20 protein-coding genes and 2 pseudogenes are annotated in these 24,028 nt (G+C 44.3%); 19 read left to right on the top strand and 3 right to left on the bottom strand.

Features of this window, described 5'->3' with window-relative positions; translation table 11 throughout:
• Together Q384_RS07240 and Q384_RS07235 are read left to right on the top strand one after the other, a co-directional pair.
• On the top strand, positions 1-316 hold a 316-nt coding region (locus tag Q384_RS07240; protein WP_037586900.1), incomplete at its 5' end, for an integrase core domain-containing protein.
• 89 nt (positions 317-405) lie between these two features.
• Positions 406-1,773, top strand: a complete 1,368-nt coding sequence (locus Q384_RS07235) for an NAD-dependent succinate-semialdehyde dehydrogenase (protein WP_037586899.1) — start codon at positions 406-408, stop codon at positions 1,771-1,773.
• 261 nt (positions 1,774-2,034) lie between these two features.
• Here the strand turns inward: Q384_RS07235 and Q384_RS07230 are convergent, their stop codons facing one another.
• The 3 genes from Q384_RS07230 to Q384_RS14305 form a co-directional block, all read right to left on the bottom strand.
• Positions 2,035-2,844, bottom strand: coding sequence for a DMT family transporter (locus Q384_RS07230; protein WP_342665985.1), 810 nt, complete (start codon positions 2,842-2,844; stop codon positions 2,035-2,037).
• Between the two features lie 188 nt (positions 2,845-3,032).
• A complete protein-coding gene (locus Q384_RS07225; protein WP_037586910.1) occupies positions 3,033-3,902 on the bottom strand; it encodes a prephenate dehydrogenase in 870 nt (289 codons plus the stop codon).
• Positions 3,903-4,081: 179 nt separating this feature from the next.
• A complete protein-coding gene (locus tag Q384_RS14305) occupies positions 4,082-4,207 on the bottom strand; it encodes a hypothetical protein (protein ID WP_281174514.1) in 126 nt (41 codons plus the stop codon).
• A gap of 56 nt (positions 4,208-4,263) precedes the next feature.
• On the opposite strand from Q384_RS14305, the gene bfr (Q384_RS07220) reads away from it, so the two are divergent.
• From bfr (Q384_RS07220) to Q384_RS14010, 17 genes and pseudogenes are all read left to right on the top strand, one after another.
• A complete protein-coding gene (bfr, locus tag Q384_RS07220; protein ID WP_037586897.1) occupies positions 4,264-4,728 on the top strand; it encodes a bacterioferritin in 465 nt (154 codons plus the stop codon).
• Between the two features lie 16 nt (positions 4,729-4,744).
• Positions 4,745-5,218 (top strand): bacterioferritin, encoded by a 474-nt coding sequence (gene bfr, locus Q384_RS07215; RefSeq protein ID WP_037586896.1) that lies wholly within the window; start codon positions 4,745-4,747, stop codon positions 5,216-5,218.
• Positions 5,219-5,405: 187 nt separating this feature from the next.
• On the top strand, positions 5,406-6,146 hold the full coding sequence (locus Q384_RS07210; protein ID WP_037586894.1) for a hypothetical protein: 741 nt from the start codon (positions 5,406-5,408) through the stop codon (positions 6,144-6,146).
• A 65-nt stretch (positions 6,147-6,211) separates the two neighbouring features.
• Positions 6,212-7,036 (top strand): glycosyltransferase family 25 protein, encoded by an 825-nt coding sequence (locus Q384_RS07205; RefSeq protein WP_051940647.1) that lies wholly within the window; start codon positions 6,212-6,214, stop codon positions 7,034-7,036.
• A gap of 90 nt (positions 7,037-7,126) precedes the next feature.
• Positions 7,127-8,584 (top strand): ATP-binding protein, encoded by a 1,458-nt coding sequence (locus tag Q384_RS07200; protein ID WP_037586893.1) that lies wholly within the window; start codon positions 7,127-7,129, stop codon positions 8,582-8,584.
• Between the two features lie 87 nt (positions 8,585-8,671).
• Complete coding sequence (locus Q384_RS07195; RefSeq protein ID WP_037586891.1) at positions 8,672-11,428, top strand: Z1 domain-containing protein; 2,757 nt, start codon at positions 8,672-8,674, stop codon at positions 11,426-11,428.
• A complete protein-coding gene (locus tag Q384_RS07190; protein WP_037586890.1) occupies positions 11,425-12,366 on the top strand; it encodes a PD-(D/E)XK motif protein in 942 nt (313 codons plus the stop codon). Before Q384_RS07195 ends, Q384_RS07190 begins: the two co-directional genes overlap by 4 nt.
• A gap of 2 nt (positions 12,367-12,368) precedes the next feature.
• Complete coding sequence (locus Q384_RS07185) at positions 12,369-14,435, top strand: AIPR family protein (RefSeq protein WP_037586889.1); 2,067 nt, start codon at positions 12,369-12,371, stop codon at positions 14,433-14,435.
• Positions 14,432-16,033, top strand: a complete 1,602-nt coding sequence (locus Q384_RS07180) for a DNA cytosine methyltransferase (RefSeq protein WP_051940645.1) — start codon at positions 14,432-14,434, stop codon at positions 16,031-16,033. The genes Q384_RS07185 and Q384_RS07180 overlap by 4 nt, the downstream gene beginning before the upstream one ends.
• A 499-nt stretch (positions 16,034-16,532) precedes the next feature.
• Entirely contained in the window at positions 16,533-17,795 is a 1,263-nt protein-coding gene (locus tag Q384_RS07175; RefSeq protein ID WP_037586887.1) for an acetate kinase, read from the top strand.
• 80 nt (positions 17,796-17,875) lie between these two features.
• Positions 17,876-18,685, top strand: coding sequence for an AAA family ATPase (locus tag Q384_RS14300; protein WP_037586886.1), 810 nt, complete (start codon positions 17,876-17,878; stop codon positions 18,683-18,685).
• The gene (locus Q384_RS14295; protein WP_084224427.1) at positions 18,625-19,614 is read left to right on the top strand and encodes an AAA family ATPase; all 990 of its coding nucleotides are present in this window, start codon (positions 18,625-18,627) and stop codon (positions 19,612-19,614) included. The genes Q384_RS14300 and Q384_RS14295 overlap by 61 nt, the downstream gene beginning before the upstream one ends.
• Before the next feature lie 389 nt (positions 19,615-20,003).
• On the top strand, positions 20,004-20,228 hold the full coding sequence (locus Q384_RS07160) for a hypothetical protein (RefSeq protein WP_156956492.1): 225 nt from the start codon (positions 20,004-20,006) through the stop codon (positions 20,226-20,228).
• A 26-nt stretch (positions 20,229-20,254) separates the two neighbouring features.
• A complete protein-coding gene (gene leuB, locus Q384_RS07155) occupies positions 20,255-21,325 on the top strand; it encodes a 3-isopropylmalate dehydrogenase (protein ID WP_037586882.1) in 1,071 nt (356 codons plus the stop codon).
• A gap of 223 nt (positions 21,326-21,548) precedes the next feature.
• Positions 21,549-21,899 (top strand): annotated as a pseudogene (locus tag Q384_RS07150) (hypothetical protein); the annotation flags it as partial.
• Between the two features lie 128 nt (positions 21,900-22,027).
• On the top strand, positions 22,028-23,425 hold the full coding sequence (locus Q384_RS07145; RefSeq protein WP_037586880.1) for a DEAD/DEAH box helicase: 1,398 nt from the start codon (positions 22,028-22,030) through the stop codon (positions 23,423-23,425).
• 302 nt (positions 23,426-23,727) lie between these two features.
• Positions 23,728-24,028: pseudogene (locus tag Q384_RS14010) on the top strand (IS1595 family transposase); the annotation flags it as partial.

The raw sequence follows: 24,028 nt of genomic DNA, 5'->3' as shown, positions 1-24,028 counted from the left end.
ATACTCGGATAACGGGACAGAATACAAGGGAACGCCGGAACATGCTTTCAAAATTGTCTGTACAGAACATCGCATCAATCAAAAATTTACCCGAGTTGCCCGCCCACAGACCAATGGTAAGGCAGAGCGGGTTATCAGGACGTTGATGCAGATGTGGCACGATAAAACACGCTTTCAGGACAGTGAGCATCGAAAGCTGGAGCTAAATCGCTTCATCAACTACTACAATACGGTGAAGCCCCATAAATCACTTAACGGGGCGACACCATACGAGGTACTAGAGAAATATTTTTATTTTGATGAAAAGTGTAAATAACGCGGGTAATTCTTACACCCTCGCTGCAATATTTGTACCTGTACTAAGAACACCGTCTAAATTCTATGCACCAATTCGGAGAAACCATTATGGCTTACCAAAGCATCAATCCCTACACCCAAGAGTTACTCAAAACCTTTGCCAACCACAGCAATGCCGACATTGAAAACGCTTTAGCCGCCGCCCATGCTTTATATCAATCAGCTTGGTCTGCACCAAACAATATCCAAGAACGGCTGGCGTGTTTACGGCGCGTATCAGAACGATTAACGCAGTGCAAAGATGAAATTGCCCGCGTCATTACTTTGGAAATGGGCAAACGCATCAGCGAAGCAGCAGATGAAGTGGCATGCTGCGCCGACATTGCCCGCTACTACGCCGACAACAGCAAACAATTACTTGCACCCGTGGTTTATCCCAATGTTTTGGGTGAAGCGTGGGTGGAGCATCACCCTATCGGCATTGTGCTGGCAATTGAACCTTGGAATTTCCCGCTGTACCAATTGATCCGCGTGATCGCACCGGCAATTGCCGCCGGTAATTCCGTGGTGGCGAAACACGCGAGCAATGTACCGCAATGTGCGGAATTAATGGCAGACATCATGCGTGAAGCAGGCGCACCCATCGGCGCATACACCAATTTATTTATCAGCACCGATCAAGTTGCCGATATTATTGCCGACAACCGCGTACAAGGCGTGGCATTAACCGGCTCTGAATACGCCGGCAGTATTGTGGCGGGGCAAGCGGGCAGTAAACTCAAAAAAACCACAATGGAGCTGGGCGGCAATGACGTGTTTATCGTCTTGGACGATGCAGATGCAGAAATCGCCGCCCAAACGGCAGTTGGCGCACGCCTCTACAACGCGGGGCAAGTGTGTACCGCCGCCAAACGCTATATCGTGCAAAAAAATATTGCGCCCGAATTTACCCGCATGATTCAGACAGCCTTTCAAAATATGAATATGGGCGACCCGCTTGACAGCAAAACCACGCTCGCACCCTTATCTTCCGCCCGCGCCAAAGCCGATTTACAAGCACAATTAAACCGCGCTGTTGACCACGGTGCTGCGGTATTGTGCGGCAACCAAGAAGCCCGCGGCAATTTCTTTACCCCAACCATTCTGACCAACATCAGCCGCGATAATCCCGCCTACTACGAAGAATTTTTCGGTCCGGTAGCGCAGTTATATATAGTGGACAACGACGACGAAGCCGTTGCACTTGCCAACGATTCACATTACGGCTTGGGCGGCACTGTTTTTTCAGGCAGCATCGAACGCGCCAAACAAATGGCTTCTCGCATTGAAACCGGTATGGTATTTATCAACCGCAGCGGCGATTCGGTTGCCGAATTGCCGTTCGGCGGCGTTAAACGTTCCGGTTTCGGGCGCGAATTAAGTGATTTGGGCATTAAAGAATTTGTGAACCAAAAATTGATCGTCGTGGGGCAATAAATCAATATACGCCGGCTGCCTGAATTGGTAACTCAATTGTTTTGCCATCACAGATATAATTCTCAGCTTTTAAATCAGGAATTTTTTGTACTTGGAAGCAGTGAAAGCTGCTTCCAAACCATCAGCTTACTGAAATTTATCCTTTAGTACTGCCGATTTGAAACCTCAGTCATCGAAGAAAAATAAATGAAAGCCCAATTAGAAATCAATAATTCATTAATTACTCAGTAAAGTAACAACACAAAATATTTGCAAAAAAATTTATTTATATTCATATTTTTTATTCAAGAGAAATACGCAAATAATAACCATGCCAATTCCTGTTATTTGCATTGAAGAGATATTTTCTTCCAAAAAAAGATACGATAGAATTAAAGCTGTTATGGGAATAAAATACAGCATAACACCGGCAATATATACTTTAATCCATTTTAATGAATAAAGATATAAGATAAATGCAAGAAAATATTGGAATACCCCCGATAAAAAAATCAATACCTTTCCTTTACCAGGGAAAGCAATATTATTTCCGGTAAAAAACAATAGTATTACTGTCAATAATAAGCAAAATGTTAATTGTCCTGTCAACAATACAATTGGATCGAATGACTCTACCAATTTTGATGAAATCAATACATAAACAGCAGCAAACAGAACACCAGCCAATATAAAAAAGTAACCATATATTTTATTACTGCCCAAACCAATGTCAAGCAAAACTGCCATTAAGCTGCCGATCATCGTGCCAAATAACAGCAATATAAAAATACCGATTGTATTAATTTTCATTTTTAAAAAAATGACAGAAAAAAGCAAAGTAAAAATAGATTCTAACGAAAAAATAATAGAAGCAATGCCTGATGAAACATATTCTAAGCCATACAAAGTTAAAACATACGCCAAAAAAGGTTCTAATATTCCCGTGGCATAAGCCTTGAGTGCGCCCTTATTCAATAATAATTTTTTTCTTTGTATCAATAAAACCAACCATACCAGCACAGCAGCAGATAAAATTTGGAAAAAAAACAATTGTACGGAATCCAAATACTGCAATCCCGCTTTGCTCATCACAATAGCAGCACCTCAAACCACTGCTGCTGAAAAAGCAAATATTATTCCTGCAAGCATTGTTTTTCATCCTTGTTGCAACAATACCAAATTTAAGCCTTTAATAAAAACAAAAATAACACCAAATCAAACCACAAAATACTTGAATCAACCTATATCAATCATTTTCACCACCACAAAACGCAGCGCGATCACCCGTCTTGCTGCGTTTGCCAATCATCGCGCGCCGCTTTGGCTTCCTGAAAATAATCGCGCAAAGCGGCGGCATCACCGCGCTGCAAACAATCTTGCAGCAAACACAATTGTGCTTGTTGTTCATTCAACAAAGATTGCAGCGTATCGCGGTTTGCCAAACAAATATCCGCCCACAAACTCGGATGGCTGGCGGCAATTCGGGTGAAGTCGCGAAAACCGCTACCGGCAAAGTGCAATAACTCTTGGCGGTTGGGCGCGTCGGCAATTTGATGCACATAAGCATAAGCCAGCAAATGCGGTAAGTGGCTCACCGAAGCAAACACGGCATCATGCTCGGCGGCGGTTTGGTAATAAAGTGCCGCGCCCACGCTTTGCCACACATCGGCAATCAGCGACAGGCTGCCTGAATCTTGCTGCTCATGCGGACAAACAATACATTTTTTGCGCTCAAACAAACCGAATTGCGCCGCCAAAGCCCCGTGCCTGTCTGAACCCGCAATCGGATGCGCCGCCACACAGCGCGGATAATGCTGCGGCAAAAACTGTTTGAACGCTTGTAGTGTCGGCTGTTTGGTGCTGCCCACATCGGTTACCACCGCGTTTTCAGGCAGCACAGATGCCAATCGGCGGCAAATATCGGCAAAAAAGCTCACGGGCGTGGCGATTAACACCACATCTGCATCAGCCAGACTTTCGGCATTGATTTCAACCGATGCGTCATCAATCACTTTTCGTTCTGCCGCCCGCGCCAAATTATCGGCATCAACATCAATCCCCAATACCTCACGCACCTTGCCTTGGCGTTTTAAATCCAAAGCCAGCGAGCCGCCAATGAGTCCCACACCAATCACAACCAATTTATTCATATCAGATAAACACTTATTTAAATCAAAAGCACCAAGCGCATGATGCGGATTGTAGCTTGAGAACAAAATGCTCGCATAAAAACCGCGCTAAATGCAATTGAAGATGATAATAATTCTTTGTATTTAAAATAAATTTTATTTTAATTGAGCAGAATGTTATACTGAAAAAACTGTTTGTTTTAATTAGCGGCTGCCTGAAATCGGGCAGCCACAATATACAGCGGCGGGTTTACCATAAAAATCAAGATACGTTTCAACAACCATGCCGCGCCAATAATGCGGCAATAAAGAAGAAATGTACTCATGGTTTTCAAAGTAAACCACCCTATGATTCATCACATTATTTCAGGAGAAGCACATCATGGAAGGCAAAAAAAGCGTTATCGACAGCATGAACAAACTATTGGCTGGCGAATTGGCGGCACGCGACCAATATTTTATTCATTCACGCATGTACGAAGATTGGGGCTATACCAAACTCTACGAACGCATCAACCATGAAATGGCTGACGAAACCGGACATGCACACCAATTCATTCACCGCATTTTAATGCTGAACGGCACACCAACCGTTGTACCCGAACCGATTAAAGTGGGCAAAAACGTTGAAGAAATGCTGCGTTTTGATTTGGAAGTGGAATTATCCGTACGCGAACATTTAAAAGAAGCCATTGCTTTGTGTGAGCGCGAACAAGACTATGTAACCCGTCAATTGATGGTAGAACAGCTGAAAGACACAGAAGAAGACCATGCCCATTGGCTGGAACAACAATTGCGTCAAATCCAAATCATGGGCTTGCAAAACTACTTGCAAAGCCAGCTGTAAGCGGCGGAGGTTCATTATGCAAGGAGACCGTCAAGTCATTCAGGCACTAAATAAAAATTTAGGGTTATTGCTGATTTCCATCAACCAATATTTTCTGCACGCCCGCATTTTGAAAAACTGGGGTTTTGAAGAATTGGGTGAAGCCATTTGCAAGCAATCCATTGCCGACATGAAAGCCGCTGATGCGCTGATTGAACGCATTTTGCTGCTGGAAGGTCTGCCCAATTTGCAGGAATACGGAAAAATCTTGGTGGGCGAATCCATTGAGGAAATTATCCGCTGTGATGCACAATCCGAAAAAAACAAGCATGAAGCCTTGATTTTCGGCATTACCGCTTGCGAAACCCAGCGCGATTTTGTATCGCGTGATTTGTTGGAAAAACTAAAAGACACCAACGAAGAACATTGGGATTGGTTGGATACTCAATTATCACTTATCGGCGACATGGGGCAAGAAAACTACGCCCAGTATGCAGCCCAAGAAGACTAAACATACATCTTCACACAGCAACGGCGATTGCATCAGGCAGCCGCCGTTTTTTCTTTGTTTTCTCCGATGATGTTCAGAATATAAATCAGAATATAAACATGCGATAATTCAGGCAGCCGCTTTAAACAGCCGCATTGCCGCCAAGCAAACATCTTAATCCATTTATTTTTACAGGCTGCCTGAAATCATGCGTAAACCCCGACATCCGCTCGCCAACTGGTTTTCATTTAACCAACACCGCAAACGCTTCGGTGCAGTTGCCGTGTCTGCTGCGCTTGAAGGCGTGGATTTGGCACAAATGAAACACAGCATCATCACCGAAGGCGACGCCGCATACACCCACGGCTCAAAAAAAGAATTGGCGGCACATCTGGCGGATTTACGCAAAGAATTCAGCGGTCAAAGTGAATTGACCTATTATCACGCACAACTGATTGTCCTGATTCGGCGCGGTGCAGATACTGCCAAGCACTTTGTCGCATTTGAAACCTTGTGGGCAGCAGAGCGTGATTTTTTATTAAACGCCTTATCCACCCGCTGGCTGATTGCCGCCGCCGATACTTTTATTGACCACAGCCGCGATGCGGTTTTACCCGCTTTACTGATGAACGCCGTGATACTAATTAACACCATCAAACTGCAAGAAAGCGAACGCTATTTGTATGCTGCCGAAAACGCAGCAATCAGCCCCGAGCGCAAAGCATCTTTGCAAAACGAGCGTTTGGCTTTGTTTGACGGCGTATCCGGTTTTGCCGTTGGTACCGACGACACCTTACGCAATATGCGCTGGCGGCTGGATAAGATTTGCGCGGCGCACCCAATGGGCGCATTGGTAACAGAAGTGTTCAAACGCGTTCAGTACGAAGGCAATGTTTACGCCCGCTTCAAAAAACTGCACACCCGCGAAAAAACCGTATGGTGGTCATGAAACCATCATAATCAGCCATTTTTTCAGGCAGCCTGAACAACAACAAAACCCTTTCGGAAACCACTATGATTCCCGCTTTGCTCATTAACCTGCCGCAATCAACCGACCGCTTGGCTTTTCAGGCAGCCCAATTAAAGCAGCTGGGCATTACTTGGCAGCGAATGAATGCCACCACCATTGCCGACATCAGCACCGCCGAATACGAACGCCTCGCCAAAGGCTGGGAACGCCCCTTGCGCTCGGCGGAAGTGGCGTGTTTTCTCAGCCACCAACGCGCTTGGCAAACCGTTTTACAAGAAAACCGCCCAATGCTGATTTTAGAAGACGATGCCTTGTTGTCTGCAAAAACTCCGCTGTTGCTGGAAAATTTATCAGCTTGTCTGACCGATGCCGACTACATCACCTTGGAAACCCGTGCACGCAAAAAACTGCTGGATAAACACAGCACCGCCGTTAATCCCGATTTTGCCTTGCGCCGTCTCTACCAAGACCGCACCGGCGCGGCGGCATATATCTTGTTTCCGCAAGGTGCGCAAAAATTATTGGACAAAGCCGCTCATGAAAATATAGCCTTGGCAGACGCATTCATTTGCCGTGCCTACGAATTAAACGCTTATCAAACCGTTCCTGCCGCTGCGATTCAGCTTGACCGCTGCGAGTATTATCGGCTCAATCACATCCAAAACCCGTTCGCCTCCACCATTACCCCGAGCAATAATCAAAAACCCGCCGCCGGTGATTTTGCTGCCGCCGCCCGTTTCAAATACCGCCGCATCGCCGCACAATGCCGCATGGGTATCCGGCAGTTATCGGTTTTGGGCAAAGCACAGCGAGAATATGTGGGAATAAATACGGCAGACTTCAGGCAGCCTGAAATAACGGTATTATAGTGATATAGTCCACCCTGAAATGAATTTTCACTTCAGTTGAAACAATTTTTTCAGGCAACCTATTTATTAACTCACTCTTATCACACAATCATGCAGATCGAAATCTCGCCGCCCTTAGCCGCCCCGCTAATGGAGTCCATCCGCGCCATTGGCTACACCGCCGCCATGGCGGTGGCTGATGTAATTGATAACAGTGTTTCGGCAGCGGCTGATGAAGTTGATGTGTTGTTTGTGCCGTCGGCAGAACCCTATTTGGTGATTTTGGATAACGGATACGGCATGAGTCTGGCGGATTTGAAAAATGCCATGCGCTATGGCAGTCGTAATCCGCAAGAAGGTCGTGAGGGAACAGATTTGGGGCGGTTTGGGCTAGGTTTAAAAACCGCATCTTTGTCGCAGTGTCGGCAGCTGACAGTGATCAGTAAGCAACATGGTTCGGTAGCGGCGTGTCGCTGGGATTTGGACTATGTACAGGCACAAGGTAATTGGGCTTTGCAGATTTTGGACGCAACCGAGTGGGGAAAATTGCCGCATGTGGCAAAATTATCGCATTTAACCAGCGGTACTTTGGTGTTGTGGCAAAACTTGGATCGTTTGGTTGAAAGCGGTGGTGACCGCCAACGCTTATTCAGCAAGGCGATGGACGATGTGCGCGAACACTTGCGCTTGGTGTTTCACCGCTATATTGAGGGCGAAGCCGAACTGCAAACTTTGAAATTGCGCATGAACGGCATGGCACTCAGTGCAATTGATCCGCTTTTACGTAGACGCAGTGCACGCCCGATGGCAGATGAATTTTTGGCGATTGACGATGCCAAAATTCTGGTTCGCCCGTTTTTATTGCCGCATGTGTCGCAATTGAGTGCGGCAGAAATAAAAAACTTGGGCGGTAAAGAGGGTTTGCGTCAAGGGCAAGGTTTTTATGTGTATCGGCACAAACGCTTGGTGATTTGGGCGACTTGGTTTCGAATGATAGGCAAAGCCGAATTATCGAAATTGGTACGAATTCAAGTGGATATCCCCAATAATTTGGATCATTTGTGGGCATTGGACATCAAAAAAGCCACCGCCATGCCGCCGGCATTGGTGCGCGAACAATTACAAGGCATTATTGAAAAGCTGGCGGCATGCAGCGAACGCAGTTGGACAATACGCGGCAGAAAAGCCGTCGGCGACAACAATACGGTGGTGTGGCAGCGTTTACAAGGGCGCGAGGGCGGCGTTTATTACCAAATTAATCGCCAACACCCAATGTTGGCGGCTTGGGCTGGTGAATCAGGCAAGTTATCATTATCGCTGGAAGCCTTATTAAGCATGATTGAAAGCCATTTACCCTTGCAACAATTACATGTGGATTTAAATAAGGAAAGCAATACTTGGCAAAACCGAGATATTGACGAGCAAATGCTTGAAAATATCTTAAAAAACTTGCTTGGACAAAGCTCCGATAATCGGCGAAAGTCAGAACTTCTGAATAAATTGGCGATGGCAGAGCCGTTTAACCGCTGCCCGAAACTGATTGAGCAATATCGGCGGCTGATTGGCTAGGTACAAACCATGACACAGGTTGCCTGAAACAGAATTATTCAGTACAAGACAAACCATAACAATCATAGCATGGGGGATAGTATTACCATGAATCCTGTTGAAATGTTTGAAAATCTTTTGTTTACCTCCTTAGATACCCTATCTAAAAACGGAGAATTGGACGAAAATACATTTGCCCAAAAAGCTGATGAATTCCGTCATCTTCTTCAAAATCTTTACCCTGTCAGCAATGATGAATTCATTGCCATTAAAAATCGCTTGCGTCATCAAATCAGTATGCGCATGGACACGGGCAGTGTGATTGTTGATAACCAACAACCGCATCAACCGTGGTTGGCAAATCGCCGTGCCGAGCTGGATTTTTTCTTTTGGCATCGTTATCAAAAATATTTGAGTCAAGACAAACACTGGAATGATCAAATGATCGGCAGTTTAAGCCAAGTGTCGGACGACATTGTGGATTTACTGGGCGATCCGCAATCGACAGAACCGTTTCAACGCCGCGGTTTGGTGCTGGGCGATGTCCAATCGGGCAAAACCTCTAATTACACCGCCATTTGTAATAAAGCCGCCGATGTCGGCTATAAAGTAATTATTGTGTTGGCAGGCATGATGGAAAACCTGCGTGTGCAAACACAAGAACGTTTAGACAAAGAATTCGCCGGCAATCTCAGCGATCATTTTTTAGACCAAAAACAAGGAATCAAAAATAATCCGGTGGGCGTGGGACGATACAACAGCTATAACAAACAGCCAGCCATTACTGCATTCACTTCGGTCAGCAAAGACTTTAACGTCAATGTGGTACGCCAAGTCCGTTTGTCTTTGCATTCCCTAAACTCCCCCGCCTTATTCGTTGTTAAGAAAAATAAAAGCGTCCTCAATTCACTGATTAAGTGGTTAAAAAATTCCATTCAACAAGGCAAATACATTCGTTTACCTTTACTCTTAATCGATGACGAAGCCGACAATGCCTCGGTCAATACTAAAGATACCGATCAAAACCCCACCGCCATCAATCAAGCCATTCGCCAATTATTAAAGCTGTTTCATCAATCGGTTTATCTGGGCATTACTGCCACGCCTTACGCCAATATTTTCATCAATCCCGGTAACAGTGATGAACAACATGGCGATGATTTGTTTCCCAAAGATTTTATTTATACTTTGTCCGCCCCGCGCCACTACATCGGTGCAACGAATATTTTCGGTGAAAAAGCAACGCATGAAACCATATTGGAATCGATTTATGCCGATGAAATGGAAGATTGTGGTTTAGATTACGGGCATAAAAAAGGCGATACGATTCAAAAATTGCCGCCCAGTTTGCAAGAAGCCTTGGCGTATTTCGTGTTAAGCAACGGTATTCGTGATGTTCGCGGTGACAACCATGAACACCGCTCAATGATGGTACATATCAGCCGCTTCACCGATGTTCAAAATCAAGTAGGCGGCTTGGTGAAAAAGTGGTTGGACGATGTTCAGCGTGATTTGCGCCTGTATGCCAACTCACCTGAAGCAGAACGCACCAGCATAGGCTACCTGAAAGCCGTGTGGGACAAATACAACTTGGCAAGCAAAGCGGGCATGGTGTGGCAAACGTTTTTAACCCAACACTTGCACACCGCCGCCGCGCCGATTGAAATGCGCACCGTCAATCAAAATGGCAACGGTTTGGATTATGCCAATCATCAAGAAACAGGTTTGCGGGTGGTAGCAGTGGGTGGCAACAGCTTGTCGCGCGGCTTAACCTTAGAAGGCTTGGTGGTCAGCTATTTTTATCGCCGCTCAAACATGTATGACACCTTGTTGCAAATGGGCAGGTGGTTCGGCTATCGCCCGAATTATGCCGATTTGTGCAAACTCTGGCTCAGTGAAGAAGCCATGGATTGGTATGGCTACATCACCGAAGCCACGGCGGAATTGTACAATGACATTCAGCGAATGCAAGCCGCAAAACAAACACCGATGGAATTCGGCTTGCGGGTACGCCAAGATCCGGCTTCGCTAATCGTTACCGCCCGCAACAAAATGCGCAGTGCTGAATCCGTGAAACTACCCGTGCACATCAGCGGACGTTTATTGGAAACCGCTACCTTGCGTCCAAACGATTTGGCGAACAATAAAAAAGTATGCGAACAATTTATCAATAGGCTATCTGAAAACGGAACACGGCTGACGGACATCAAGGGTACACATTATTTTTGGCGTGGTATTGGCGTGGACGATGTCGAAACCTTGTTGCGCGATTTTCAATGCCATCCTTGGCAATTGGGTTATCAGGGCAATGCCATTGCCGATTTTATTCACGATAAAGACGATTTAAGTGCGTGGGACGTGTTTCTTGCCGAGGGCAGTGCCGAAACACCGTACTCATTGGCGTACGGCTCGGAAACTTTAAGCATTAAGCCGATCAAACGCGCCATTCACGCCACTGCGGAACAAATCAGCATCAGCGGCAGTAAAAAACGGGTAGGAAGTATGGGAGCAATGAAAATCGGTTTATCACCAGAAGAGATTAATACTGCCGAAACCGAATTCAAACAACAAAAAACCGAAGCTAAATCCGTACCCGACAATGCGTATCTACGCGTACAACGCCCGCCGATTTTGGTGATTTATGTGATTGCCGTTAATCGTGATGAAGTGGATAAAAACAGGCATCTCAAAAGCCAAATTGAGGCAGGTTGTGCCGTTCCCGATCACCTGTTTGCCATTGGCGTCGGCTTGCCCGACAACGGCAAAGCCGAAGAAACCGCCGTTTATGTCCTAAACTCGACCGCGCTTAAAGGTTTGTATGCAGACGATGAAGCCTACGAGGACGATGGAGAGGGTCTGAAATGAAACTCAACGCGGCGGAGTTGGAAGCGAAATGGCAGACCATCAAATCTGAGGCTTTTGTGTTGATACAGGAAAAATCGGCTTGGCACTGGCATATCGGGCAAACACAAGGACGGCGAGTATTACTGTGGATCGGCAAAACCGCCATTCACAATTTGAAATCATCGCAAGCCATTGATGTGCGGTGTGGCTTGCGTGAAAACGGCGAATACGCGCTTAATTTTGAATTATCACAATCGGCTCAAAACAGCGTCTTTGCCGCTTTTTGTGCCGATATTATTCAACATACCACCGATGCTCTTGATGAAACTGACGCCATTGAGCGTTTGCGCCAACGCTATAAGCAATGGAGTCGTTTATTGCAAACCAAGCGAGGTGGGTTGCTGAATGCGCAAAACCAAAAAGGTTTATTTGGTGAATTACTGTTTTTGGAACAGCAATTAAACCAGCGCGATGGCTTATTGGCAACAGTGCAAGGCTGGGTAGGGATTGAAGATGCACCGCAGGATTTTATCTATGCCGATATTTGGTACGAAATCAAAAGTATTGCTTCGGTAGCAGATACAGTAATGATTAGCTCATTGGCACAATTGTCGGCGGCGGGAGCGGGACGATTGGTGGTGCAACGCATAGACAAAGCCGCGCCCAAACAGGTAAATACTTATTCCTTAAATGAATTGGTGCAGCGTTTGGAAAAGGTGTTAGCAAAAGATATGGATGCATTCAACGCCTTTGAGCAGAAATTATTCAATTATGGCTACCTGAATCTTGCCGATTATGACGAGCAGAAATATCAGTGGCAAAACACGCAAGTGTATGCTGTTGATGAACATTTCCCACGCATCAATACCGCCGTTTTACCAACGGCGGTTGTGGGCTTGCGCTATGAGTTGGCGATTGCTGCTTTACAAGACTGGTTACAGGAATCAACAAGGAGTTAGCGATGACAATTGATGAATTTAAACAAGATTTCTTAAACGAAACCAAAACCACAGCACAAGCCGACGGCATAGGTAGCACGGCGGCGATGGTGCAATCATTTATGAATTATTGGCAAGAATATGATTACCTGCGTGAAGCAGAAGCCGCATTTTATGAAGGGATAGGACAACGCAACCGCAAATTGCGGGTGGACGGTTATGCCTACGATGAACTCGACCAAAGCATGAGTCTGTTGATTGCCGACTACGATTTAGATACCGAACGTACTTTGACGCGTACCGATGCCGATAATCTGCAAACCCGTTTGCGTTATTTTGTTGAAGAAGCATTGGACAATGCCATTCAGGTGGACATCAGTTTGCCCGCTGCTGATTTGCTGGATTGGTTGCGCCAAAAACGCGATGATATTCGCCAATATCGGCTCTACATCATCAGCAATGCCAACATCAGTAAAACCTTTAAAACCTTGGAAACACCAGAAATAGACGGCAAACCGACAGCTTGTCATGTGTGGGACATTGAGCGTTTGTTTGGTTTGGTGAGCAAGCGCGATGATGAAGCCTTGGAAATTGATTTCGCCGCCCATTGCGCGGGTGGTATCCCATGCTTACAAGCCAGTGAAGCGGATACCGACAACATTCAAAGCTATTTGTGCGTGATTCCCGCCACCGTATTGGCAGATATTTACGACCAACACGGCAGTGCCTTATTGGAAGGCAATGTGCGTTCATTTTTATCCACAAAGGTAGCGGTGAATAAGAAAATCCGCCAAACCATTTTAAAAGAGCCACGCAAGTTTTTTGCCTACAATAACGGCATTTCTGCCACGGCAATGTCAATCAACTTAAACGACGAGCGCAATCATTTGGTGCGTGCCACCGATTTTCAAATCATCAATGGCGGACAAACCACTGCTTCTTTGTCGAATGCGCGTTACAAAGACAAGGCTGATTTAAGTCAAATATTTGTGCCGATGAAGTTAACGGTGATTAATAGCCGCTTGAACGATGAAGCTGCCAATGAATGGGTGCAAAACATCTCACGTTCGTCCAACAGCCAAAATAAGGTGAGTGATGCCGACTTCTTCGCCGCCCACCCGTTTCATATGGCGATGGAAAAGTATTCGCAGCGCTTGTTGGCACACGGCAAGAACGGGCAGCAATACGACACCCATTGGTTTTACGAACGCGCCCGCGGACAGTATTTACAAAAGCAAATGCGTATGACTGCAACGGAAAAGAAAAAATTCTTGTTGGAAAACCCAAAAAATCAATTGATTACCAAAACTGATTTGGCAAAAATACGCAATTCTTGGGGCGGTTTACCGCACATTGTCAGTAAAGGAGCACAAACCAATTTCAATGCCTTTGCCGACACCATTGGAAAAGAATGGGGCGAAGACGGGGTACGTTTTGGTGGGCAATATTTTAAAGAGAGTGTGGCATTGTGTTTGTTGTTTCAGTATTTGGAGGCACGCATTCCACATCTGCCGTGGTATCAAAGTGGTTATCGCGCCAATATTGTTACCTATACCATTGCTTTGTTTCATCATTTGCTACAACAACAATTTCCTGCATCTAATTTGGATTTGGAGCGAATTTGGCGTGAACAACGCCTTTCCGAACACATTCGTTATGCTGTAAAAGAACTGGCATACCACGTGTACCAAAAATTAACCGACCCCAATCGAGCGGTGGAAAATGTAACCCAGTGGTGTAAGCGTGAAGCCTGTTGGCAACAAGTGCAAGCCATTGATTACACTTTGCCGTCTGCTATGACGGAGTGTTTGATTTCTGAAATCGCATACAAGCAGCTGGCGAAAGAAGCCAACAAAGAACGCCAATTGGATATTAAAGTTGATGCCCAAACCGATGTGTTAAATACCAAGGCGGAAGAATGGTTACGTATTTTTAAGGTAGCCCAACAACATCATTTGATTGATTCACCCAGCGAAGAAAGCGCATTGCGAATTGCCTGCCAAATCCCTCATAAATTACCCAATGACCGGCAAGCCAAACAATTGCTGTCATTGCGCCAACGTTTAATCGATGAAGGTATTGACTGGTGAGCAAAATTTATACAGCAGTGGATTTATTTGCCGGTGCCGGTGGCTTAAGCCATGGTTTCCTCCAAAGCGGCTATTTCCGTTTTCAGGCAGCCTTTGAAAACAATGCTGATGCCCGCGCCACTTATCAGTGCAATCATCCGAATGTAGCGGTGTATGGTGATGTGGACGAATTATTCACGGAGGAGATGAAACAGCGATTGGGTAAAATCGATGTGGTTATTGGCGGCCCACCGTGCCAAGGTTTTTCCAATGCCAATCGTCAGCGCAGTCAGCTTATCAACCAAAACAACAATTTAGTTAAGAAATTTATCCAATCAATTGCATATTTGCAACCTACTGCCTTGGTAATGGAAAACGTGGCGGCATTTTTGTCGCCCAAACATCGCTTTTATTTGTCCGAACTCGATTTCAACGAGATCGAGTCATTCGGCATTAAAATTCATACTACCAACATTCATTTATTGGAGCGTAATTATTTTTGTAACGATATTATCAAGATACTGAATGAACCCGAAAAATTACAACAATATTTTTGGCAAGATAATGAGTATTCCGTTTTAAACATTATCTACCACCAACTAAATCACCCACAAAAATTAGCCAAAGCCCTGCACAAATATCAACATCAACTCATTGGCATTGTTGAACGCTTTTGGGCATTTCCGGATACCGATTCCGTTTGGCAAAGCTACCACAAAATGGCTGTAGCTTTACGCGACTATTTGGCAGGTGCGAAAGGGTGGCATCTCGCCCCAACTTTCAAAGCCGCTGTATTAATTCAACGTTGTTTCCTACAGTGGAAAGAATTGCAGACACATCAAATTGTTACCAGTAATTTGCATTGTAACGACAGTTATTTATCGGTAAATGTTTCCTATGTTACTGTTGCTGATTACACCTTAAAGTACTTGGAATTTATGGGCTATCAGGTGCGCCATGGTATTTTGGCAACTGCTGATTTTGGCACGCCGCAAAAGCGAAACCGCTTACTGATATTGGGCATCAAAACAAACCATACCGCCGCCGCACAGCTTGAGCTACCCAAAGGGTTGTTTAACGAAGCCAATTACCGCACGGTTGGCGATGCCATTGATGATATTGCCAACATCACGCCCACAACCGATTGTGCCACAGGCAATCAGGGCATGGCTTTGAACAAACCCACTCAAAAACTCAGCTCCTTAGCCCAAATCCTGCGCGACAGCGATTATTTATACAACCACGTCATCACCGCCAGCCGCGAAGTTGCCTTACAACGTTTTGCCGCCATTAAACAAGGGGATAATTTCCACAATTTAGCAAACGAATTAAAAAGTACCTACGCCCAGCCCGAACGTACTCAAAACACCATTTACTTGCGCCTAGACCGCAGCAAGCCTTGCGGTACCGTGGTAAACGTACGCAAATCCATGTGGATACACCCACAACACCATCGCGCCATCAGCATCCGTGAAGCTGCCCGCCTACAAACCTTTCCCGACAGCTTCGTATTCTGCGGCAAAAAAGATGCCCAATATCAACAAGTCGGCAATGCCGTCCCACCTATTTTTGCGCAGGCAGTAGCGGAATATTTGGGGGAGCTTTTGGGAAAAAATTGATAATATGGATTTAAAAACTGTGGGCAATAATACATACTACTACCGTCATTGCGAGGAGCGACGCGAAGTGGTAATCCAGATTTTAAAATACACAGCGTGGTAACAGTAGGGTAACCACGCACTGATCGCAATGACAAATATTAGTGATTTCTGCTTGATTTCCATATTTAAAAATCAATTTCTTTTAAAAAAATACAGCGTCTGTCTGCTGTAACTGACTTCACCGCAGCTTTTGACTTCAGGTAGCCTGAAACAACGCGGCGGCATCTTGTTTACCTTGAAAAGCAGAAATATTCTTCTGACAATGATTTTTCTGTATAAGGCATACGGTAAATAAAAACACCGCCATGCGTTGAAAAATAAGCTGCCGTCAAAAACCCAATCAAAACAGCTGATGTGCAAACTTGATGCTGTTTCATGTTGTGATAGAATTCAACAGTTCCTTAAACAATATTCAGTTACTACTGATAACATATCAAAGCAGAAAGAGAGGCAGTAAATGGTTAAACAGTCATTGGTGTTGATACTCAATTGCGGCAGTTCCTCGCTCAAGGGCGCGGTATTAAATACAAAAAACGGAGATTTGCTGTTAAGCTGCTTGGCAGAAAAGCTGGGCAATGAAGACGCGGTGATTACCATCAAAAAAGACATTGCGGCACGCCGTTCTTGGCATGGCACAGAAGAAGATACGATTGATTACCAAACCGCGCATGAAGTGCATCAAACCCATTTACAACAAACGCGTGACCACGAAGAAGCGGTAGCGGTATTGATGGCGGAATTAAAAGCCTATGGCTTGTATGATTACGTGAAAGCCGTTGGGCATCGCGTGGTGCACGGCGGTGAAAAATTTGCCGAATCTGCCGTGATTACACCTGCAATAATGAAAGAGCTGGATGCCTGCGTGGGATTGGCTCCTTTACACAATCCCGCCAATATTTTGGGTATTCAGGCAGCCCAACACGCTTTTCCTGAACTCAAACACGTGGCTGTGTTTGATACCGCATTTCACCAAACCATGCCGTCTCATGCTTACCGCTATGCCATTCCCGCAGAATACTACGAAAAACACGGTGTCCGCCGCTACGGTTTTCACGGCACAAGTTATCGCTATGTCGCCCAAGAAGCAGGGCGCGTATTAAACCGCGACAGCAACCGGCTGGCTTTGGTGATTGCGCATCTGGGCAATGGTGCGTCCATCAGCGCGGTATTAAACGGTAAATCACAAGACACCAGCATGGGCTTAACCCCACTGGAAGGCTTGGTGATGGGTACGCGCAGCGGCGATATTGATCCCAGCTTGTTTTCATTCTTGTCTGAGAATTTTGCCATGAGTGTGGAACAAACCACCAATATGCTCAACCGCCAAAGCGGGTTGCTGGGCTTGTCGGGTTTGTCCAACGATTGCCGCACACTGGAAGCCGCTGCCAAAGAAGGCCATGCCGGCGCAACTTTGGCTTTGGAGGTGTTTGCCTATCGTTTAGCCAAATACATCGGTGCCATGACTGTGGCGTGTGGCCGCTTGGACGCGCTGGTATTCACTGGCGGTATCGGTGAAAACTCGGTGGGTATGCGTCATCGCGTATTAAAACACTTGGCAGTTTTGGGTTTATATGAAGATGCGGCGGCAAACCAAGCCACTGTCGGCGGCAAAGCCGGCATCATCAGCTTGGCAGATAAACCCGTTGTCGCGGCAGTGATTCCCACCAATGAGGAATTGATGATTGCTCAAGATGCGGCGAGATTGAGCGGGCTGGTGTGATTGCTTAGTTAAAAATATTTTTCAGGCAGCCTGAATACAGAGACGGATAATTATCCGTCTCTGTTGAGTAGGGAGTGATTATGAATGACTTATCCATTGACTTATCAAAATTCCCCGAGAGATTTAGTGATAAAAATCTCTCAATTGGTTCTTCTGTTGGTTTTATTTTCGGTAAAAATGGCACAGGAAAAACCACCATTACAGATTGTATTAAAGAACAATTTTCGGACAAATATGATGTCCGAATTTTCAAAGATTTTAGTGGTATTGCTGAAAACGACAAATTAAATGCCATTGCCTTAGGCAAAGAAAATGCAAAGATACAAGAAAAAATTGAAAAAATCGATAATGAAATTACTGAAATCAAAAAAGAAACAGAAAAATCAGAAGACAGAAACGATAACCTTTTCAGAAAATCAGAAAATGCAACTCAGGAATATAACGAGCAATACGAAAAAATAGAAAATTTTTACCAAACTTCTGCCAAAGGTATTAAAAATCAAACAAATCCACAAATTGCCAAAACTTCTTATGATAAAAACGCTTTTAAAAATGAGATAGCGCAAGCAAAATTGCTTTCAAATGATGAAATCCGCCAACATGAAGAAACCATAAAGTCGGAAGAGAAAAAAATTGAAATAACTCCTTTTCCTGATATAAATTTACCTGATTTTTTGAAAACAGTAAATGAAATTTTACAATCTGCTGTATCGCCACTGAAAAAAATTGACGAGTTGGCGAATAACCCTAAAAAGCAAAATTTTGCCAAACAGGGTATGGAAGCCCATGAACATAAAGCGGCGAAAAATGCGCATTTTGCGGCAATGAAATCAGCGAAGAACGGTGGCAACGACTGGGCAGTTATTTTAATAATGAGGTCAAAAATTTAGAAAATAAGATTAATGGTGAAATTGAAAAAATCAGCAAGCAACTAACTAATATCAGCAGCATATTAGAAATTAATGCCAATCAATTCTATCTGCATTTTTCTCAACCAATAACAAAGATAAATTTACAACTTAAATCAAAGCAAGCGGAATACAAAGAATTTTTAGGCTACCTGAAAACTACCTTAGAAAGTAAGAAAAATAATTTATTCAGCGTAATGTCCGAGTTAGAAATTGATGCTCCACAAAATTTTTCCCAAATAAAAAATGATCTTAAAGAATTAATTAATAAAAATAACGACTTTTCGGAAAATTTAAAAAAAGAACAAGAACAAGCCAAAAATAGTTTGCGTTATCATATTATTCATGAAGCTTTAAACAAATTCAACCATAATAAAGAAGATGAACATCTAAAATTTCTTAAAAAGCAAAAACATGATGCTGAAGAAAAATTACAAAGTGAACGGAAGAAATTAGATGACAAACAACAAGAAAAAATAAAACTGATTGCGCAAACCAAAGATGAAAATCAAATTGCTCAAAAAATCAATGAGTGCTTGGAAAAAGCTGGCGTTCAGTCTTTTTCTTTAGAGCTGATTGCAGACAATCAAGAATATCAAAAAGGGCAATACCAAATCAGAGGGTACAACGGTGAAATCAGAAAAATAACCGAACTAAGCAAAGGTGAGAAAAATATTATCGCTTTGCTTTACTTTTTGTTTTCATTAGAAAGTATTGATGATAAAAATAATACTCCCAAACCGAAAATCATTATATTAGATGACCCAATGACCAGCAATGATGACACCATGCAGTATTTAATGATTGGTGAAATTAGTAATTGTTATAAAAATAAAAAAGCCAATGATAAATTTATTTTACTGACGCATAATTGCCATTTCTACTTGAATGTTCGCCCCTATCCTATCTGAAATGATGATTTTTACAAAAGAAATGATATATACCATTTATTATCAAATGGAAAACAAACAATAATAAAAAAATTAGAAAATAAAACAGAAGATTTTAAAACCAACTATGAATTGCTTTGGCATGAATTACAGTTTCTTTATGAACAAAATAAGTCAGATTTAATGCTGAATCCATGCAGAAGAATTTGTGAGACTTAGAACCTATGTTCAATAATGTTTAAGAACCAATATTCAAAAAATTCTTAATAAAATCATATGGCGTATAATTAGCAGATAAATTAAGATAGTAGGTAATCCTTTATGTACCCGAGTGATTTGACAGATAGCCAATGGGCGATGATTGAGTCGTTTTTTGACATCATATGATTTTATTAAGAATTTTTTTGAACATGGGTTCTTACTTAAAATTTAATGGCATTAGTAGTGATGAATTTTATAATAATAACACTATTGCCAAGAAATTATTTGATGTTAATCAACACGCAATTCTTGATTCAGTAGCTGATCATAATAGCCAACCCAAAGAAGAAATTATACAAATTCTAAAAGAATTATTTAAACAAAATAATGTATTGCCTCATTTCCAAACACACTGGAAAATAGAAAATAATTAACGTTGTAACCAAATAAGGACTCTTTCATGACTCACCACCTAGCCATTTTACCCGGCGACGGCATTGGTCCCGAAATCATCGCCCAAGCCATACGTATTTTAGACAAATTAATCGCCGACGGTTTAGATGCCGACTACCAATACGCCCCCTTGGGCGGTGCCGCCTATGATGAATACGGCGCACCCTACCCTGAATTTACCCAAAACCTGTGCCGTGCGGCTGATGCGGTATTGCTCGGCGCAGTGGGTGGTCCGAAATACGATACCCTTGACCGTCCATTACGCCCCGAACGCGGTTTGCTGGCAATCCGCAAAGATTTGAATTTATTTGCCAATTTACGTCCGGCGGTGTTGTACCCGGAGCTGGCAAATGCCTCTTCGCTGAAACCCGAAGTGGTGGCAGGCTTGGATATTTTGATTGTGCGCGAACTCACCGGTGATATTTATTTTGGTGAACCGCGCGGCATTCACACCAATGCCCAAGGCGAGCGCGAAGGGGTGAATACCATGCGCTACAGCGAATCGGAAATTCGCCGCATTGGTAAAATCGCCTTTGAAGCCGCCCAAAAACGCGGCAAAAAATTGTGTTCCGTAGATAAAGCCAATGTCTTGGAAACCACTGAATTGTGGAAACAGATGATGACTGAATTGTCTGCCGATTATCCCGATGTTGCCCTCACCCACATGTATGTTGACAACGCCGCCATGCAATTGGTGCGTGCGCCCAAACAGTTTGACGTTGTGGTAACCGGCAATATCTTCGGCGATATTTTGTCCGACCAAGCATCGATGCTCACGGGTTCAATCGGCATGCTACCCTCTGCCTCGCTGAATGAAACAGGCAAAGGTTTGTATGAGCCTTCTCACGGATCTGCGCCCGATATTGCAGGACAAAATAAAGCCAATCCGCTGGCAACCATTTTGTCGCTGGTGATGCTGCTGCGCTACAGCCTCAACAACGAAGCCGCTGCCCATCGTGTAGAAACCGCCATCAGCACTGTATTGGCACAAGGTTATCGCACCGGTGATATTTTTGAAGACGGCTGCCGTTTGGTGTCGTGCAGCGGCATGGGCGATGCTGTATTGGCGGCGATGTAATAACAGGCTGCCTGAAACCCTATTTTTCATTTACTCAAAGTGTACAATGGATAACCTCGCTGCAAAGCGGCGAGGTGTCCGCTGAAATAATTTCAGTTGCAAATCATTATAAAATTTTTTATATTCTCCTAATCCCTGCCTTTGTACATAGCGGCTGTAGGTATGTACTCATTTTTGAATGGTACGCCGCAAAGCGGCAGGGAATATAACCCAAAGAGATTCACATACTTCCAAACGCTTAGAGCACAATAATGGCTTGTTTGTGATTGTGCGCGACACACTGCTTATCATTGAAATTAAATTTCAAAAAGTGTTAGGCTCTGTTGATGAAAAACGACAAACCTGTGATTTTAAAAGAAAGCAATACAGTAAATTGGTACATCAGCTCAATTGGAAAGTAGAATATGTTTACGTGCTGAACGACTGGTACAAAAATCCGCGTTATCAAGACACATTAGACTATATTCACAACATGAACTGTCATTATCTATTTAATGTTATAGCTGAACTATTAAATTTTTCAAAACGACTAGCCAGAAAAATTACGGCTAATTATCTGAAATCTGCTGAATAGGCTATGTTTTCTTTTTGAAAAAATAATAGTACAGCTATATCCCCTTGAAATGGCTTGGCTTACCGCATGATTAAATATTCAGGCTGCCTGAAAACCATTTTTTAAAACAATATTATTAAGAAACCACCATGACCACCTTTTCCGAACTGGGCTTATCGCCCGAAATTGTTGATGCGCTCACCGAGCAAGGCTATCAAAAACCCACGCCGATTCAAGCCGCTGCCATTCCTAAAGCCTTGGCAGGGCACGATTTGTTGGCGGCAGCCCAAACCGGCACCGGTAAAACCGCGGCCTTCATGCTGCCGAGCTTGGAACGGCTTAAACGCTACGCCACCACCAGCACCTCCCCCGCCATGCACCCTGTGCGTATGCTGGTGCTGACACCCACGCGCGAATTGGCAGACCAAATCGACCAAAACACCAGAACTTATTTGAAAAACCTGAATTTGCGGCATGCTGTGTTATTTGGCGGCATGAATATGGATCCACAAAAACAAGCCTTGCGCGCCGGTTGTGAAATTGTGGTGGCAACCGTGGGGCGGCTGCTGGATCACGTACAACAAAAAAATATTCGTTTAGATAAAGTAGAAATCGTTGTGCTGGACGAAGCCGACCGCATGTTGGATATGGGTTTTATTGACGAAATTCGCCGCATCATGCAAATGCTGCCGCACAAACGCCAAACCCTGCTGTTTTCTGCCACTTTTGCACCTGCGATTCGCCGTTTGGCACAAGACTTCATGAAAGAGCCGGAAGAAGTCAGTGTGGAAGCACAAAACACCACAGCGGCAAATGTAGAACAACACATTATCGCCATTGACGGCGGCCGAAAACGCGCTCTGCTGGAACAGCTGATTCTCGAATTGGGCATCAGCCAAGTGATTGTATTTTGCACCACCAAACAAAGCGTGGATCAGCTCAATCGAGAATTAAATCGGCGCGGCATCAGTGCACAAGCCCTGCACGGCGACAAATCACAGCAAAACCGTTTGGAAACTTTATCACAATTTAAAGACGGCAGTTTACGCGTTTTGGTTGCTACCGATGTGGCGGCACGCGGCTTGGATATTGCCGAATTACCATTTGTGATTAACTATGAGCTGCCCGTTAATCCCGAAGATTATATTCACCGCATTGGCAGAACCGGACGCGCCGGTGCACAAGGCATTGCGATTTCACTGATGGACGCAGGTGAATACATGATGTTCGAATCCATTAAAAAGTTGATTCAGCAAGATTTGCAGGTGGAACGCATCGAAGGTTTTGAGCCGCGTTGGTGGGACGAAATGCAAAGCGGCAATAATTCCGTTGATGATGTGAAAGAAACCCGCCGCCACACAACGGCATCAAGTATTTCAGGCAGCCCAAATAAACGGATACCGCGCGAAACCAATCGCGAAACAGCAAAAATAGAAACCGATGCAGAATCCAACATCGCCGCCGCTTGCCGCCCGATTCCCGGACGCCGCCGCAAAACCGCTGTACCTTGTGCTTTATTACAACCCAACTACGGTGCGCAACGATAGAAAAATATCTTGATACCTGATAAATCCAGTTTCATTTTCACACAAACAATAATCTCACTATTGCAGGGCATTGCCGAATATGGCAATACCCTGCCCGTTCGTCTGCAAACACGGAATTACCGCGCTGTTTGCAAAGGCACTTAAACTTAGCTTAAACATGTGCCGGTTTGATATTTTGCTTGTACAGTACCTGCCCTCAAGTTAAAAACCGCCGCTTTAACTCCATAAAGTTTTCAAAAACACAAGATTTTCAGAAGGGACATGACAACCAAACAAGGCATTAAAATGTCTGAAAAGGAGTCATGGCAATGGTTTGCAAGTACCAAAAAAGTTCGTCACTTTCTGATGCAAAAATGCGGCAAATTATCAAGTGTTTTTCGCTTGATTTAACTGCCTCTCAAACCGCAAAATTAACCGGAATCAGTCGTCAGTCAATCAATCGAATATACACAAAGATTAGGTTGCGAATTTTCACGTATTGTTTGCAAAATACGCCTTTCAACGGGGAATTGGAAGCCGATGAAAGTTACTTCGGTGCCAAGCGGGTGCGCGGTAAGCGCGGGCGCGGTAAGCGCGGGCGCGGTGCCGGCGGTAAAACCATTG

This window comes from Stenoxybacter acetivorans DSM 19021 (assembly GCF_000745895.1).
Taxonomy (GTDB): domain Bacteria; phylum Pseudomonadota; class Gammaproteobacteria; order Burkholderiales; family Neisseriaceae; genus Stenoxybacter; species Stenoxybacter acetivorans.
Note: the sequence above shows the minus strand (reverse complement) of the source record. Positions and strands in the feature narration are given on the sequence as shown.